The 15,772-nt window shown below is 52.3% G+C and carries 15 protein-coding genes; 1 reads left to right on the forward strand and 14 read right to left on the reverse strand.

Going from position 1 to position 15,772, the window contains the following annotated elements; translation table 11 throughout:
* Nucleotides 1–1,253, forward strand: a 1,253-nt coding sequence (locus tag OIM03_00005; protein ID HJI72663.1) for an IS3 family transposase, incomplete at its 5' end; no start/stop codon positions are given.
* Between the two features lie 48 nt (nt 1,254–1,301).
* On the opposite strand, the gene OIM03_00010 is transcribed toward OIM03_00005, so the two are convergent.
* The 14 genes from OIM03_00010 to OIM03_00075 all read right to left on the reverse strand — a co-directional run bounded on the left by OIM03_00010 (nt 1,302) and on the right by OIM03_00075 (nt 15,712).
* The gene (locus OIM03_00010; GenBank protein HJI72664.1) at nt 1,302–1,481 is read right to left on the reverse strand and encodes a hypothetical protein; all 180 of its coding nucleotides are present in this window, start codon (nt 1,479–1,481) and stop codon (nt 1,302–1,304) included.
* Between the two features lie 146 nt (nt 1,482–1,627).
* Complete coding sequence (locus OIM03_00015; GenBank protein ID HJI72665.1) at nt 1,628–3,778, reverse strand: UvrD-helicase domain-containing protein; 2,151 nt, start codon at nt 3,776–3,778, stop codon at nt 1,628–1,630.
* A gap of 54 nt (nt 3,779–3,832) precedes the next feature.
* Nucleotides 3,833–4,264, reverse strand: coding sequence for an EamA family transporter (locus OIM03_00020; protein ID HJI72666.1), 432 nt, complete (start codon nt 4,262–4,264; stop codon nt 3,833–3,835).
* Nucleotides 4,265–4,273: 9 nt separating this feature from the next.
* The gene (locus OIM03_00025; protein HJI72667.1) at nt 4,274–4,705 is read right to left on the reverse strand and encodes a hypothetical protein; all 432 of its coding nucleotides are present in this window, start codon (nt 4,703–4,705) and stop codon (nt 4,274–4,276) included.
* Nucleotides 4,706–4,850: 145 nt separating this feature from the next.
* Nucleotides 4,851–6,002, reverse strand: coding sequence for an aminotransferase (locus OIM03_00030; GenBank protein HJI72668.1), 1,152 nt, complete (start codon nt 6,000–6,002; stop codon nt 4,851–4,853).
* Nucleotides 6,003–6,090: 88 nt separating this feature from the next.
* Entirely contained in the window at nt 6,091–6,657 is a 567-nt protein-coding gene (locus OIM03_00035) for a manganese efflux pump MntP family protein (GenBank protein HJI72669.1), read from the reverse strand.
* A gap of 196 nt (nt 6,658–6,853) precedes the next feature.
* Nucleotides 6,854–7,579: an HAD family phosphatase gene (locus tag OIM03_00040; GenBank protein HJI72670.1), complete on the reverse strand. Its 726-nt coding sequence runs from the start codon at nt 7,577–7,579 to the stop codon at nt 6,854–6,856.
* On the reverse strand, nt 7,572–8,573 hold the full coding sequence (locus OIM03_00045) for a DUF362 domain-containing protein (GenBank protein ID HJI72671.1): 1,002 nt from the start codon (nt 8,571–8,573) through the stop codon (nt 7,572–7,574). The genes OIM03_00040 and OIM03_00045 overlap by 8 nt, the downstream gene beginning before the upstream one ends.
* Before the next feature lie 215 nt (nt 8,574–8,788).
* On the reverse strand, nt 8,789–9,241 hold the full coding sequence (locus OIM03_00050; GenBank protein HJI72672.1) for a cupin domain-containing protein: 453 nt from the start codon (nt 9,239–9,241) through the stop codon (nt 8,789–8,791).
* Between the two features lie 115 nt (nt 9,242–9,356).
* Nucleotides 9,357–10,364 carry a TAXI family TRAP transporter solute-binding subunit gene (locus tag OIM03_00055; protein HJI72673.1) on the reverse strand — a complete coding sequence of 336 codons (1,008 nt, stop codon included), beginning with the start codon at nt 10,362–10,364 and terminating at the stop codon, nt 9,357–9,359.
* Between the two features lie 97 nt (nt 10,365–10,461).
* On the reverse strand, nt 10,462–12,450 hold the full coding sequence (locus tag OIM03_00060; protein HJI72674.1) for a TRAP transporter permease: 1,989 nt from the start codon (nt 12,448–12,450) through the stop codon (nt 10,462–10,464).
* Nucleotides 12,451–12,962: 512 nt separating this feature from the next.
* Nucleotides 12,963–14,336, reverse strand: coding sequence for an aminopeptidase (locus tag OIM03_00065; protein HJI72675.1), 1,374 nt, complete (start codon nt 14,334–14,336; stop codon nt 12,963–12,965).
* Nucleotides 14,337–14,424: 88 nt separating this feature from the next.
* Nucleotides 14,425–14,550 carry an OadG-related small transporter subunit gene (locus OIM03_00070; protein ID HJI72676.1) on the reverse strand — a complete coding sequence of 42 codons (126 nt, stop codon included), beginning with the start codon at nt 14,548–14,550 and terminating at the stop codon, nt 14,425–14,427.
* Nucleotides 14,551–14,560: 10 nt separating this feature from the next.
* The gene (locus tag OIM03_00075; GenBank protein ID HJI72677.1) at nt 14,561–15,712 is read right to left on the reverse strand and encodes a sodium ion-translocating decarboxylase subunit beta; all 1,152 of its coding nucleotides are present in this window, start codon (nt 15,710–15,712) and stop codon (nt 14,561–14,563) included.
* Nucleotides 15,713–15,772 lie beyond the last annotated feature (60 nt).

The raw sequence follows: 15,772 nt of genomic DNA on the forward strand, positions 1-15,772 counted from the left end.
GAGATCTTATGGGCAAACGCCAGCAATCGGTCAAGGAAGAGCGAGTCAGAATCGTTCAGGAGTGCATCGCCAGTGGATGCGATTATAACAAGATAGCCAAGAAGTACAACATGTCCTACCAAACGCTCTACACATGGGTAAAAAAGTTCAAGGAAATGGGCGAAGTTGGTCTTGAGGATTACAGAGGAAAGCCGATCAGGCTCCAAACGCCCCGGACCGAAGAAGAACAGCTGCGTCAGGAGAATGCCAGACTTCTTGAAGAACAGAAGGATCTTATAGCAGAGATTGCCCTGCTAAAAAAAAAAGATGGAGATAGAGGAAAGGTTGCGTTCCTCGAAGGATTCAGCCTTACTCACCTTCTCAGAGATTTTAAAGCCATAAAAGAAGTCCATGAAGAAACCAACATCTCCATAGAAAGTCTCTGCCGACTCTCAAAGGTCTCCCGGGCAGCTTATTACGGATGGCTGAATCATATTAAGAGCGGCCGTGAACTGCTGAGAGAAAAGGTCGCACAGGAGGTCATGAAAACCCATCAGGAATATCCGGATATGGGATACCGCCGGATTAACGATTGGATCAAGAAGGATGACAACATCAATATAAATGTAAGCGACAGTCTGGTTCTTCGTATCATGCGGATACTTAATATTAAGTCCGTGATCAAGTACAAGACCGATGGTTGCACTCGTAACGCAAAGGATCCAAAGTACATTTTTGAAAACCTGCTGAACCGTGACTTTGATGCCGGCGTGTCCAATGCAAGATGGATGACGGATGTCACTGAATTCAAGTACACAACTGCTGATGGAGTTTTGCACAAGTTATATTTAAGCGCGATTATTGACGGCCATGATCGCCGGATTGTCTCTTATGTCATCGGCGACAGGAACAATACTGCACTGGCTTTTGAGACAATGGAAAAGGCACTTAAAGAGAATCCTGGAGAACATCCAATGATTCATACCGACCGCGGATTCCAGTATACAAGCAACGGATTCCATAAGATTGTTGAAAAAGCAGGACTGGTTCACAGCATGTCCCGTGTAGGCTGCTGTGCAGACAACGGTCTGATGGAAGGGTTCTGGGGAATGCTGAAGCGCGAACGTTACTACACACGTAAATTCACCAGCCGTAAAGCAGTGGTAAGCATGATCAACGGCTACATCTACTTCTACAACAACAAACGCATTCAGCGCAAATTACATCTTTTAGCTCCAATGGAAGTATTCAACGCAGCTCCAATGGCTGCATGATTAAGATTAAAGTACGATTAGATTTTTTATGATATTTATTTGTCTGTATTAACAAATCCGCACCACGCTGCCGTCCGTAGCATTTCCGCCGTAGACCGTTTCTTCTGCATCTTCCGAAACCTCATTCACTTTGCCGGATACATCCTCTGCCTGTACTATCGTCCCTGCTGCGCAGGCTAAAAGGAGAGCCATCACTGACAGCCTTAAGAAAACCTTCCCGTTTTTCATTCCCATTCGCCTCATTCTTTAGAACAATATAAAATTCCCTGTCTTAGTTATAAAACAGGGAATGTCGGTTGTGTATTATCCGAAAATATACTTTTTTTATTTTTGTGAGGAAATTGTTATCTGTGCAGCCTTTTTTTGATTACAGATTACAATTTGAACAGTCTTGCGTGGAAGGAGATCTGGCGCATGGTGGGCATGCTGTCGAATTTGATGAGGTAGGCATGGGCGCTTCCGTCGACTTCGACGATGGTGCCCGGGCCGAAGACGGGATGGCGGACGCGGGTGCCTGCTTCCATGGTCGTTTCATCTTTGTCTTCCTGCAGGAAGGCGGTCGATCTTCCTACGTAGACCATGGTTTCCTTCATGAGCTGTTCATCGACGGGCGGATCGAATTCAAGCTTGTCCCTGTCGATGTCCAGGATGAATCTTGACGGGTATCTTGGCGAGCCGTCGAGGTTGGCGCCGCCGGCTTCTGTGATGTAGAGGGCTTTTTCGGCTCTCGTCATGGCGACGAAGGCGAGGCGTCTTTCTTCTTCCATAGCATTCACGGTCCTTGTCTTCCTTGACGGGAAGATGCCTTCGTTCATGCCGCAGATGAAGACGTACGGGAATTCAAGGCCCTTGGCGGTATGGACGGTCATAAGCTTCACTTTGTCCTGTCCTTCCCCGGTGTCCATGTTTGAGAAGAGGGCGGCGTGCTCCAGGTAATGGACGATGTTCGTCTCTTCGCCGCAGGTGGTTTCGTATTCGAAGACGGACTGCTTGAGTTCCGCCAGATTGTCGAGGCGTTCCTGGCTGCCTTCGGTGCGGAGCATTTTCTCGTACCCGCTCTCGTCAAGGATGGCAGAGAGGACTTCGGAAACGGGTTTTCCTTCGCTGTCCTTGGCGAAGGTATCGATGAGTTCGATGAAATCAGCGGCGCCTGTGCGTTTCAGCGTGGGTTCCTCGACGTTCTTCCTGAGGGCTTCAAAGAGCGTGCAGCCGTTTTCAGAGGCGTAATTCGTGAGGAATTCCATGCGGCGCTGCCCGATATTTCTCTTCGGCTTGTTGATGATCCTCCGGAAAGCCATGTCATCCTGGCTGACGATCATGCGCAGGTAGCAGAGAGCGTCCTTGATTTCCATCCTTCCGAAGAACTGCGTGCCGCTGTAGATGGTGTATGGGATTTTCTTCTTGAGGAGCTTTTCCTCAAGGTTCCTTGTGACGTAGTGAGCGCGGTAAAGGAGCGTGATGTCCTTGTACGGGACGCCCTTCTTATGGAGCTCTATGATTTCCTTTGCCACGCGGCCGGCTTCCTCGCCCGCTGTCTTTTCCATGAAGCAGGTGACCTTCGGGCCGCTTGGGCGGTGGGCAATGAGGTTCTTATTGAAGCGGTTCTTGTTCTTGGCGATGAGGGAGTTTGCCGCAGCAAGGATTTCAGGGCTTGAGCGGTAGTTGTCATTCATGAGGATGGTCTTGACGTTCGGGAATTTCTTGTCAAAGTCCAGAAGGAAGCGGATATTGGCGCCGCGCCATGTGTAAATGGTCTGGTCGGGGTCGCCCACGATGAAGAGGTTGTTGTGGTAGCCGCAGAGGGCTTCCATCAGCTTGTACTGGAGCGGGTCGATATCCTGGAATTCGTCGAGCATGATGTATTCGAGGCGCTTCTGCCACTTGAGGCGGATTTCCTCGTTTTCCTCGAAGATGTAAAGCGTGAATTTGATGAGGTCGTTGTAGTCCAGCGCGAAGCATTTCTTTTCCTGGTACAGGTAGCCATAGAAAATGATGTCCTGGACGGTCGTCGCGGTATGGTACTTTTCATAAAGGACCTGAAGCGGCATGGCGATCATGTCCTTGTAGTATTCCGGTTCCCAGACGCACTTCTTCATTTCGATCATGTCGCGTGCCTTGTTGAAGGGCATGTCGCGCAGGGTGAGGCCCATTTCCTCATAAATGATGGCAAGCATCTCGTCGATGTCGGAGTTGTCGATGACGAGGAAATTCTTCGGATAGGAAACGGCAAAGCTGTCCTCCTGCAGGACGGAGACGCAGAAGCCGTGGAATGTATTGACGTATCCTGTGTCGTTGTCGCCGGTCAGGCGGTGGATGCGCATGGCCATTTCGCGCGCGGATTTATTCGTGAATGTGACGCAGAGTATGTGCCCGGGCATGATGCCGAGGTCGTTCACAAGGTAGGCGAAACGGCTGGCAAGGGCGCGTGTCTTGCCCGAGCCTGCGCCTGCGATAACGCGCACGTAGCCTTCTGTCGTGGTGACGGCTTCGATCTGTTTCTCATTGAGTCCTTCCAGTATGTCCATATTTCCCTCCGAACTGATATTCTTATTTTATTATACAACGGACGGAAATACTTGTCAGCCCAATGTGATGGCGGCGATGCCTGCCATGGAAATGACGACACCCAGGATCTTCCTCGGCGTGATTTTTTCGCCGTAAAGGATAGTCCCCATGACCATGAGGGCGAGGACGATGAGGCCGTTCGACACGATGAAGGCGGTATTGACGGTCCAGCCTGCCTGGTACATGTAGACATTCCCAAGCTCGATGCCGACGATGGCGGCGCCAAGGCCAAGAGCCGCCGGATTGATGGTGAAGATGTCCTTCTTCCATCCTGCTTCCCCTGTCCCCTGGATGAAATAAATCGCAAAGGAAACGGCGGATGCGACGAGGTAGGTCACGACGAGCGCGACAAAGGGATCCATACCGGTCGAGACTTCCTTGAGTCCGACCTGGTATCCGACGCTGGATAAGATGATAAGGCCGATCGGCCACCAGAATTTTAACATAGTCCCCTCCTATTTCACGATGCAGAACATGCCGGTCAGAGTGAGAAGGATGCCGGCAAGGCGCATCCAGCTCATCGAGTCTCCGTAGAAGACGCTCCCGACGATGGCAAGGACGACGACAATGGAGGCGGTGTAGACGATGAATCCCACGTTCATCGGCCAGCCTGCCCTGTACATATAAATGGAACCGACTTCAAGGCCTGCAATGGCGGCGCCCACGACGATGGCCGCGGGCTGGACGAGGAGGAGCTCGGCAAAGATGCTCTTTCCCGGCACCATGATTTCAAAAAGGACGGCGCAGACGACGGCGCTTGCGATATAGGTGACGCCCAGGGCTGCCATGGGGCTGGCGTGCGAGGAGAGTTTCTTCGCGCAGACCTGGTAAATGACATCAGCGCCGACGACGAGTGCGACCGGCCACCATAGGGCAAATAATTCCATAACGATACCTCTTTCCATTCCTGTGATTAAAAAAAGGTGCTCCAGCTGTTCTCTCCCGGCTGTGCCGTACCTACGGAGAACTGCTGAAACACCTTCGGACTTTCGTCCATCTTGTCCAACCCGGTGGCGGGACAAGGGGTATTGGTTATTCTTTTATGACTGAGATTCCTTCTTCTTCCAGCTTCCTCATGAAGGAGCTGACGACGGAAAGGCCTTTCTTCAGTGCTTCTCCATCATGGCCGTAGCCGATGCGGAGGGCTCTTCTTTCTTCGAAGCATGTGCCAGGGACGGCGAATGCGCCGGTTTCCTTAAACATTCTCTGACTGAAAATGTCGGAGTCGATGTCAAGGTCGTAATAGACAAGCGCCATCGTGCCGGCTCTCGGCCTGACGTAGGAAGTGCGCGGCTCCTCTTTCACCCATGTATCGAGGATGGGAAGGTTTTCGCGGAGGATGGCGCGGTTCCTCTCAAGGATCTTTTCCTTATGGCGGAGCGCAAGGGCTGCCATTTCCTCGTCGAAAAGTCCGCAGCTGACAAGGTCATAGTCCCTGACGCGCTTGAACTGGCGGAGGGCTTCCCGGCTCTTTGTCGCCAGCCATCCGAGGCGGAGTCCTGCCAGAGAGCAGGCCTTGGACATGGAGCCTGTCGCGATGCCTTTTTCGTAAAGGTCGGCAATCGACGGGCAGGCAGCGCCTTCGATGGAAACGCCGGCATAGACTTCGTCGCAGAGGATGTAGGCGCCAGAGCTCCTTACAATCTCGACGATTTCCTTCATCATGTCTTCTGGGATGAGGGAACCGGTCGGGTTGTTCGGATTGTTGATGCAGATGAGGCGAAGGCCCCTTGCCGCGGCTTTCCTGAGTTCGTCAAGATCGGGAAGGAATCCGTTGCTTCGCCTTAGTTTCAGGACCGTGACGTTGGCGCCAAGTGCGCGGGGCGTCGAGTAGAACTGCTGGTAGCTCGGGGAAAAAGCGACGACCCTGTCTCCGGGACGTACGAGGGAGAAAAGGACGTGCTGGTTTCCGCCGGTCGCGCCATGCTGGGTAAGGATGTCGTCCGGGGTGATCGTCTCATAGAGCCCGGCGATTTCTTCCTTGAGGGAGGCAAGGCCGTAAATGCTTCCGTAGGACTGCTCCTTCTCAAAGAGAGCTTCCACGAAACCTTCCCTGTCTTCTCCTGCAAGGGCAAAGAGTTCCTTCAGCGTCATGGGACGGGCGCAGGTGTCGGTGATATTGTATTTTGCATCCGATTCGTACCTGTCCATCCATTCTTCCACGCCAAACCGCTCGATATTCATGCTTCCCAGCCTTTCTATAACAACACTAAAACGCCGGCTGCTGCCGGTAATCTTTACTATATTACCATGAAATAATTATTACGGCAAACTAGCCGATGAAGATTTCAATACCGATGGCAATCAGGATGATGCCGCCCAAAATGATGGCCTTGTCTGCGAGCTTCATGCCGAATGTCTTGCCCAAAATGAGGCCCGCGATGCAGATGAAGAAGGTGACGATGCCGATGATGAGACTCGCAAGGAGCGCATCGGATACATCGTATTCCGCAATCGTAAAGCCGACGGAAAGGGCGTCGATGGAGGTCGCAATCCCCTGCAAGAAGAGCGCTTTCATATGGACCTGCGGATGGACGGCTTCTTCTTCGCCCGTCAATCCGTCCTTGATCATGAAGCCGCCGATGGCGCAGAGAAGGATGAGGGAAATCCACGGGATGAGCGGCCAGAGGAACTGGAACACATCGATGAGCATATTGACGCAGATCCAGCCGATGAACGGCATCGCGAACTGGAAAAATCCAAAGACCCCGGCGATCAGCGTCATCTTCCTCTTTTTCATGTACGGTTCCTGCAGACCGTTTGCCAGTGAAACGGAAAAGGCGTCCATGGCAAGGCCCGCGCCAAGAAGAAGATTGTTCAGAAAAAACAAAAAGCTCAAAATGATCCCTCTATCCAATACGAACAAAAAAGACCCACGCGCACGAAAACCGTACGCGTGAGTCTCGCGATTATGAATACAGCCAGGTACCATGACCAGTATGTTGACTGTTTCGCCCAAGGGCTGCTACTCCCTCACACATTGTCACTTATATTATCATTATGGCCATTCCCTGTCAAAGCTGTTTTTATCGATATTACATATTTTTGAGGACATCGGCAAAGGAATCAAAGGTCATATCCGCCAGAGCGTTGATTTCTTCCCTTTCCCCGTCCGAGTACTTGTCGTAAATCGCAGCGACGGGAATGCCGGCTGCCTTGGCCGCCCTGACGCCGATCAGGGAGTCTTCGAAGATGAAGCAGTCTTCCGGTTTCTTTCCCAATTCAGCAAGGAGCTTCTCATGGATCTGCGGATCCGGCTTGATGCGTTCGGCATCTTCCCTCGTGTAGATTTTCGCGAAGTACTTGTCGACGGGTGCCTTCTCGCGGATGTTCTTATTTTTTGTCCGGTAGACTTCCATGTTCGCGCGCTTTGTCGTCGTGGAAATGACGAGTGTCTTTCCAAGGGACGCGAGCTTCTTGATGAGTTCCGGCGCGCCTTCCTTGTAGTCGACGCGGTTCACGAGGAAATCCTGCGCGATTTCATAACGGCGCTTCATGATGTCCCTGCCGGATTTCTCTGAATGGTAAATCCTCCCCAGCTCTCCGCAGTAGGAAACGTAAGGATCGTCGTCTGCGCGGAAGCGGGTCAGGAGCTCGTCCCTTCTCCTCTGCGTGAAGGATGGATCCTCTTCGGGGCCTCCGAGCTCTTTGATGAGGGCAGCGTCGACGTCATTCCATACTCCGACGGAGTCGATGAGCGTGTCGTCCATATCAAAGATGATCGTGTCCCCGGCCTGTGAAAGCCATCCCTTCTTATTCATTGACGAATGGTTTGACGTCCTTGACGGCTTCTTTCGCATCGATGCGTTTTTCGCCATTGTCGAGGTCGATCAGGACGTAGCGGTCAAAGCCCATGCCCAGTTCCTTCATGTAGGTCAGCTGGCGCAGGCCATGACGGGATTCCATGCGTTCCACGAGGTCGTGATGGTCTTCTTCCTTCATGGCATAGACGCAGTCAACGCAAGCCTGGTCGACAGCGAGGATGTCAAGAGATGCAAGGATGCCGACATTCGGGGTTACAACCGGTGCGGCAGCGACGCCTTCACAGTCGCAGGATACGGACATATTTCTCATGACATTGATATAAGCGATCTTCTTGCCGAAATGGTCGATGGTTGCTTTGGTGGATTCGGTCATTCTTTCCATGAATTCTTCGGTGCCGATCGACCACTGGTCCTGCCCTTCATAGGTGTGGATCATGGCTTTGCCGACGCGGCCGTCTGCACAGCCGATGCCGATATTCTTGTTGGATCCGCCGAAACCGCCCTGGGTGTGGCCCTTGAAATGGGTAAGAGCCAGGAAGGAATCATAATCCAGAAGGCCCTTGCCAACGGACATAGCGTCGAACCATTTGCCGCCTTTGACAGGAAGCATCGTGGTGCCGTGGGATTCGTCGTCGATGATGTCGACCGGTGCGAATGTCCAGCCATTGACCTTCAGTGTTTCCCTGTGCTGTTCGGTCGTGTAGCGGTCGCCTTCATAATAGGTGTTTGTTTCAATGATCGTGGCATCCGGGATTTCCTTTTCAAAAAGTTCCTTGACCCACGGGCGCGGCAGGATGTTCGGGCCGTGCTTTTCGCCGGTGTGCAGCTTGACGGCAATCTTGCCGGTCAGGTTTGCACTGATTTTTTCATAAATTTTCTTGAGCCCTTCAGCGGAAAGGTCTCTTGTGAAATAGACGATCGATTCATTGCCCGTTCTTTCTTCGTACGGAATGTAATGATCTCCGCCTGTTCCTGGTTTTACTTCTGCCATAATTCTTCCTCCTTTGGCGGCCGGTCTCCCGGTCCCTCTTCCAAATGCAGATGAAAAATTGATCTTTGTTTTAATGAAAGGGACTCCCTGCGCCTTTTGGGCGCGCTAAAAATGCAGGAGCTTTCCCCCTGCATTTACTATAATCCCAAATCCACTATATGTAAAATAGCCATATGTTATAGTTCACTATACCTTTGGCGCATAGGCGCAAAACACTAGTCTTTCAGTGTCCCGTCAAGGAAAGCGGCCGCCTCCGGGTTCTTTCTGATCTCCGCCAGATCCTCTTCTGTCGGATACTTCGGGATGTCCCTGTCGTGATTGACAAGGCAGAGGAAACCAAGGATTTCTCCGCGGTCCGCCCGGAGCTGGTGCCACTGCCACGGAGCAATCGTCAGAAAATCTCCTTCTTCGACAGCATAGACCTGATCGCCCAGAAGGACATGGCCTTTCCCCTTGAAGATCATGACAGCATGCATGTGCTTATGATGCTCCAAAGACGAGAAGCCGTTCTTCTCCACCTGGAAATAACGGAACTGCACCGGCAGGTCATTTTCATTGTCAAAAAGGATCTGCTTCGTCACTTCGCGGAATACGCCCGGGTTTTCCTTATAGATATGGGGTTCTACTCCATCCCATCTGTTCTTGTCCGGATGAAATTTATGAATCATGTTGTACCTCCCATTTTCTTCCATTTGTCCCATTGTAGCACAGGAAAGAGCTTGAGAAAAGAAAAGGACATGAGGGAGCCCTTTGCGGTCCTTCTCATGTCCTTCGATTTTATTTTTACTGCAGTACGCCGATTTCCTTGTAGTACTTCGCAGCGCCCGGATGGAGCGGAACGCCTGCGATATCCTTGACAGCATTCGCTGCGGTGAGCCCCTTCAGGTTCTTCTGGGACTGGCCGAGTTCATCCATGTGTTCCCAGAGTGTCTTCGTCATCTGGTAGACGACATCGTCCGGCAGATCGCCGCGGCAGAACATGACCATCTTGATGGCGGATGTATTCACGTCTTCATTCTGGTTCGGGTACGTGCCTGCCTTGATGGTGTAGCTGGTATACCATGGGTACTTCGCTTTCAGTTTTTCAATGAGCTCATTCGGAATCGGGACGAGGTGAGCGCCGCTTGTCAGCGCCTGGGTGACGGCGGAAGCCGGTGCGCCGGACATGATCCATGCGCCGTCGATGGATCCGTTCTGCAGCATATCGGCTGCGTCGGTGAAGGTGATGTATTCCGCCTGGATGTCTTCCGGGAACTTCATGCCGGCCGCCGTGAAGTGGACGTCGCATTCATTGTAGACGGAAGATCCTGCAGAAGCTACGGCAAATTTCTTGCCCTTGAAGCCTTCGAGTGTGTTGATATTCGTATTGGCTGCGGCGACGACCTGGTTCGGATTGAGGTACAATCCCCCGATGGCTTTCAAATCCTTGTATGCATGGCCTTCAAAGCTGTCGGTGCCGTTCAAACACTGGTACACGTTGCTGGAAATCGCAATCGATACCTGCGCTTCGCCGTCAGAGACCATATTGAGGTTCGCGATGCCGCCTGCGGAGGCCTGGCTGGATGCCTGCATGCCGGGGATATTCTGGCTCCACATATTCGTGATGGCTGCGCCTACGGCATAGAGTGCGCCGGATGCACCTGCGGTCGGGAAGTTGATGCGGATCGTCTGGCCTGCTGCCGGTTTCGACTGTGCCTGTCCGCTGCTCTTTTCATCTCCGCATCCTGCAAATGCAGCCGTCAAAACGAGTGCTGCTGCCGCTGCCGCCATTGTCTTTTTCCATTTGCCCATTTTACTTTTCCTCCTATGCTCCTAATGCTCCGGGTTCCTTAGCCGGAGACTTTATCGATTAGTTTCATTATACTATTCTTTTTAGAAATCCGCATTCCTAAGCTGCATTTTCTTTGCTCTTTTTATGGAAATACTGGAATGCAATGACGCCGATGAGTCCGACGGCTCCTGCAAGGTCCGTGAGAGACCCCGGGAAGAGCAGGAACGGCGAGGATGCGATGAGAATAATCCGTTCAATCCACGATGCTCTTCCTAAGATCCAGCCTTCAAGGCCTGCCACGAGGGCAAAGGTGCCGACAGCAGCGGTGAAGACGCACCAGAGCGTCGCCCATACGGTCGCTGTCTTGTCGACGCCGATCAGAAGGACAGGATTATTCAGGAAGAAGAACGGGATGATGAAGCCGATAAGTCCCAGGCGGACAGCCCAGAGACCCGTCTTTGTCTGGTCGGATCCTGCTATGCCGGATGCGACGTATGCGGACATGGCAACCGGCGGCGTGATATTGGAAAGGCAGGCATAAATCAGGCAGAAAAGGTGCGCGATGAGAGGCATGGCCCCTGCCTTGATGAGGACAGGAACAGCGACGGCCTGCACGATGACGTAGGCTGCAACGCCTGGAACGCCCATGCCGAGGATGGCGGACATGATCATGACGAGGAAGCCTGCGAGGTAAAGGTTATTGTTATGAACGATGGACAGGATGAGGTAGCCCATGTTGAGCCCCATCGAGGTCAGGGTGACAGTACCAATGATGACGCCGATGATGACGCAGCAGACACCGACGGAAATCGCGCTCTGCGAGCCTTCGACGACAGCCGCCAGAATCTTGTCCGGCGTCATTCTCGTATCCTTGCGGAGCCAGCTGGCACCGATTGTGACGAAGATGGAAATGACGGCGGCATAGAGCGGTGTGAAGCCTGCAAACATGAGGCCGATCAAGCTGATGAGCGGAAGGACCAGGTGCCCCTGCTCCTTGAGGACGATCTTCACGTCCGGGATATTTTCCTTGGCAATGCCGGAAAGGCCGAGACGCTTTGCCTCGAAGTGGACAGCAAGAAGAAGGCCGATGTAGTAGAGAAGCGCAGGCGTCACTGCAGCAAGCGCTACATAGGTGTAAGACAGGTTCAGGAATTCTGCCATGACAAAGCCGACAGCGCCCATGATTGGAGGCGTAAACTGGCCGCCCGTCGATGCGACGGCTTCGACTGCACCCGCAAATTCCTTCTTGTAGCCCGTCCTCTTCATGAGCGGAATCGTAATCGTACCGGTCGTTGCGACATTCGCTATCGCTGAACCATTGATCATGCCCATGAGGCCGGATGCAATGACAGCCACCTTCGCCGGGCCGCCGGATGTCTGACCAACAAGGGTCAGAGAGAAATCATTGATGAACTTGGAAAATCCGCTGTGCTTCAGGAACGCGCCGAAGACAACGAAGAGGAAAATGTACGTCGCAGAAACACCGACGCCGGTGCCAAGGACGCCCTCTGTCCCCCAGAACTGGGTGATGAGGACACGCTTCAAAGTAAAACCGTTATGACCGAGGTATCCCGGAAGGTAGGCACCGAACCAGTTGTAAGCCAGGAAAAGAGCGGCCAGGATGGCCAGATTTCCTGATGCGCGGCGCGCTGCTTCGAAGACGCAGACGATGCCGACGAGTGCAATACCGATTTCCAGATTGCTGATGCGCCCGCCCGTCTGGGCAATGCGCGTAAAGTTCAGGATCAGATAGCCGAAGGAGCCGACCGATCCCAGAATGAATGCGATATCCCATACCGGCGGAAGCTTCCGTTTCCTTGTCTCCGACTTGAACGTCGGGAAGAGAAGGAATGTAAAGACGAGCAGGAAAATCGTGTGGATCGCGCGAAGGTTCACTGCGCTGATCGCCCCGATCGTCGTGAAGTAAAGCTGGAATGCGGTCCATACGCAGAGAAGAACGATGATCGCCTTCCCGAGCGGCCCCTTGTAAACGCGAAGACGCGAATCCGCGTCCTTTTCCTCAAGGATTTCCTGGGACTTCTTGTCCAGGGCCTCCTTCTCCGCCATCGCGTCTTCGATGCGGACTTCTTTCCTTTCTTTTTCCATAAGTACCTCCCATGCTCCTATTCTCCATCGATAAACTCTTTATCGAAAGTATTGATTATTGAAAGTATACCACGGAACGGAAAAGCGGAAAAGAAAAACCGTCCTTTCATATATATTTTTCTTACATAAGAAGGATACGGACTATACAGGAAGCAAGGAAATGGAGAAAATGCGTGATTTCATACACCATCAAAAAATGAACTGCTGCCAGAAAGAAATGGCGCATTTAGGGCATAAAAAAGGGATGTGAAAAAATCCTGGAGTCAGCATCTTTGTTTTCTCGAGCGAAGCGAGGTTTAGCTGTCCCCGTCAGGGGAAAGTGGCGCCGTTAGGCGACGAAAGGGGTTCATTACGTGCAGTTTCTAAAAAGGCAAGCCATCCTCTTAGGTTCTCAGATGGTGCTTGTATATCTATGTCAGATTCATTTTCTAGTCGTATATTCCAATACAAAAGGACTGCAGCAAAATGATTACACATTTTGCCACAGCCCTTCTTTATATTTCTCTTATCAATTACTTGCTTTCGAAGAATGCTTTGTAAGCGAGGTAAGTTTCGTAAGCGTCGGCCTTGGAGAGGAGGTCGTACGGTGCGTGCATGGAGAGCATGGCTGTGCCGCAGTCTACGACTTCAGCGCCCCAGTCTGCCATCATGAATGCGATCGTTCCGCCGCCGCCCTGGTCTACTTTGCCAAGTTCACCGATCTGCCAGCATACGCCTGCTTCGTTGAAAATGGTGCGGATCTTCTGGAGGAATTCAGCATTGGCATCGTTGCTGCCTGCTTTGCCGCGGGATCCGCCGTACTTGGTCAGGTTAATGCCGTAGCCAAGGAAGGATGCGTTGTCTTTTTCGGATACTTCCGGGAACATCGGATCCAGGCAGGAGTTGACGTCTGCGGAGAGCATTTCACTGTTTTCCATGGTTTCATAGAAATCAAGGATGGTGTTCTGTCCCTGGAGGGAGAGGAGCTTCATGACGAATTTGACGAAGTAGGAGGATTCCATGCCGGTGTTGCCGTAGGATCCGATTTCTTCCTTGTCTGTCAGGAGAGCGGCCTGTGTCTTGACGCCCGGCTTTGCATCGAGGATGGCTTCCAGGTTTGCATAGGAGCAGACTCTGTCGTCCTGTCCATAGGATGCGATGAGGGAACGGTCAAAGCCTACGTCACGGCTCTTTTCAGCCGGTACGAGTTCGAGTTCAGCAGCTGCGAAGTCTTCTTCTTCGATGCCGTAGGTGTCCTTGAACATCTTCATGAGAGCTTCCTTCGGCTTCTGGTTTTCATCGGAGTTGGTAGCGATGATTGGCTGGAGCTGTTCGCCTGTGATGCCTTCTGCGAGGGATTTCTTCATCTGGTCCTGTGCCATATGGATGAGGAGGTCGGAAATGTAGAATACCGGGTCGCTGTCTTTGAGGCCGATATTGATTTCCACTTTTCTGCCGTCCTTGGTGTATACGACGCCGATCAGAGCGAGCGGAATGCAGGTCCACTGGTATTTCTTGATGCCGCCGTAGTAATGGGTGCGGAAGTATACGACGCCTTCCTGTTCATGGACCGGGTTTGCCTTGAGGTCCAGACGCGGGGAGTCGATGTGGGAGCCGACGATCTTGATGCCTTCATGAACCGGTTCTTCACCGATGACGGCCAGGATGACGGACTTGTCCTTCTGGTTCCAGTATACTTTGTCGCCTGCTTTCAGGGATTTCATATCATAGACAGGTTTGAAGCCTTTTGCTTCCGCCTGACGGATGATTTCTTTGGCTGCCAGTCTTTCTGTTCTGGCTGTATCAAGGAATGCTTTGTACTTTTCGCCATAGTCCATGACGGCTTTGCGTTCGGTTTCGTCCATGCGCTGCCATACGGACTTGGTTCTGCTGTATGTTTCTTTCATGTCATACCTCCTAATAGAGAATTATTATCACATTACTTATTATAACGCAAAAGGGACGGACAGGAAATATCCCTTCCGCCCCTCTCCTTTATTCCCCTTTATACGGGAATGCTTTATTCAGCAAGTAGGTCAATGCCACAAAGATGCCCATGACTACGAAAACCATGGGATACGCGATGACCATCAGGTAAATGGCTGATTCAACAGAGCTCATAGTTTCCTCCTTATCCTAATACAGGGATCAATGCAAGGACGAGACCGCCGGCGACGACGGAAGCGACCTGGCCTGCCACGTTGACGCCCATGGCATGCTGGATGATGTAGTTTGTCGGGTCTTCCTTGAGCGCCATTTTCGCAATGACACGGCCGGACATCGGGAATGCGGAAATGCTGCATGCGCCGATCATCGGGTTGATTTTCTTCTTCAGGAAGAGATTGGCAATCTTGGCAAAGAGAACGCCGCCCACAGTATCGAATACGAAGGCAACAGCACCCAGAGCCAGGATCTTCAGTACGTCGAATGTAAGGATGTTTTCTGCTGTCATCGTAGCGCCGACTGTGATGCCGAGGAAGAGCGTAACGAGGTTGGACAGCTCATTCTGCGCAGCATCTGACAGGGAATCGCAGACGCCGGAAACCTTCAGCATGTTGCCGAACATGAGCGCACCGATGAGCGGTACGGAAATCGGGGCAATGATGCCTGCCAGAAGAACGACCATGAACGGGAAGAGGAACTTCGCTGTCCAGGAGACCGGCTTTTCTTCCTTGAATCCCATGCGGATTCTTCTTTCATGCTTTGTCGTCATGAGTTTGACGATCGGCGGCTGGATAATCGGCACGAGGGACATGTAGCAGAACGCCGTGACCGTCAGCGGAGCCAGCAGATTTGTCGCAAATTTCTGTGCGACGAAGATGGTGGTCGGGCCGTCAGCAGCACCGATGATGCCGATCGAAGCCGCTTCATTGAACGGGAAGCCGACCATAGCAGCGAGAAGCGCTGCCGCAAAAATACCGAAGTGCGCTGCCGCTGCAAAGAGCATAACGTACGGAGCGCGGATGAGCGGTGTGAAATCACACATCGCACCGACGGCGATGAAGATCAGGACAGGGAAAAGCTCGTTGGCGATGCCTGCATTATAGAGCACCGTCAGGAAACCTGGTTCACCGCCTCCCGTCGGGATGACCGCGAAATGTCCGGGGATGTTAGCCAGGATACATCCGACCCCCATCGGGAAGAGAAGCATAGGCTCATAGTCCTTCTTCACTCCCAGCCAGATGAGGAGCCCGCCGATGAGGAACATGATCCATACCGTCGGATCCTGCATCCCCATGACGCCCGTAAATAGTTCCTCAAGAACTGATTCCCAATTTGCCATACCAATAAGACCTCCTTGTGTAAAAAAAGAAATGACCGGCACTGCTATCCCTAAACCTAA

The organism is Veillonellaceae bacterium, assembly GCA_025992895.1.
Lineage (GTDB): Bacteria > Bacillota > Negativicutes > Veillonellales > Dialisteraceae > Dialister.

Excerpts from the sequence above, each read along its gene's own strand:
- OIM03_00015 (HJI72665.1), bottom strand. The coding sequence starts at position 3,778 with ATGGACATACTGGAAGGACTCAATGAGAAACAGATCGAAGCCGTCACC.
- OIM03_00070 (HJI72676.1), bottom strand. The coding sequence starts at position 14,550 with ATGAGCTCTGTTGAATCAGCCATTTACCTGATGGTCATCGCGTATCCC.
- OIM03_00040 (HJI72670.1), bottom strand. The coding sequence starts at position 7,579 with ATGAATAAGAAGGGATGGCTTTCACAGGCCGGGGACACGATCATCTTT.
- OIM03_00020 (HJI72666.1), bottom strand. The coding sequence starts at position 4,264 with ATGTTAAAATTCTGGTGGCCGATCGGCCTTATCATCTTATCCAGCGTC.
- OIM03_00025 (HJI72667.1), bottom strand. The coding sequence starts at position 4,705 with ATGGAATTATTTGCCCTATGGTGGCCGGTCGCACTCGTCGTCGGCGCT.
- OIM03_00045 (HJI72671.1), bottom strand. The coding sequence starts at position 8,573 with ATGGCAGAAGTAAAACCAGGAACAGGCGGAGATCATTACATTCCGTAC.
- OIM03_00050 (HJI72672.1), bottom strand. The coding sequence starts at position 9,241 with ATGATTCATAAATTTCATCCGGACAAGAACAGATGGGATGGAGTAGAA.
- OIM03_00010 (HJI72664.1), bottom strand. The coding sequence starts at position 1,481 with ATGAAAAACGGGAAGGTTTTCTTAAGGCTGTCAGTGATGGCTCTCCTT.
- OIM03_00075 (HJI72677.1), bottom strand. The coding sequence starts at position 15,712 with ATGGCAAATTGGGAATCAGTTCTTGAGGAACTATTTACGGGCGTCATG.
- OIM03_00055 (HJI72673.1), bottom strand. The coding sequence starts at position 10,364 with ATGGGCAAATGGAAAAAGACAATGGCGGCAGCGGCAGCAGCACTCGTT.
- OIM03_00065 (HJI72675.1), bottom strand. The coding sequence starts at position 14,336 with ATGAAAGAAACATACAGCAGAACCAAGTCCGTATGGCAGCGCATGGAC.
- OIM03_00060 (HJI72674.1), bottom strand. The coding sequence starts at position 12,450 with ATGGAAAAAGAAAGGAAAGAAGTCCGCATCGAAGACGCGATGGCGGAG.
- OIM03_00030 (HJI72668.1), bottom strand. The coding sequence starts at position 6,002 with ATGAATATCGAGCGGTTTGGCGTGGAAGAATGGATGGACAGGTACGAA.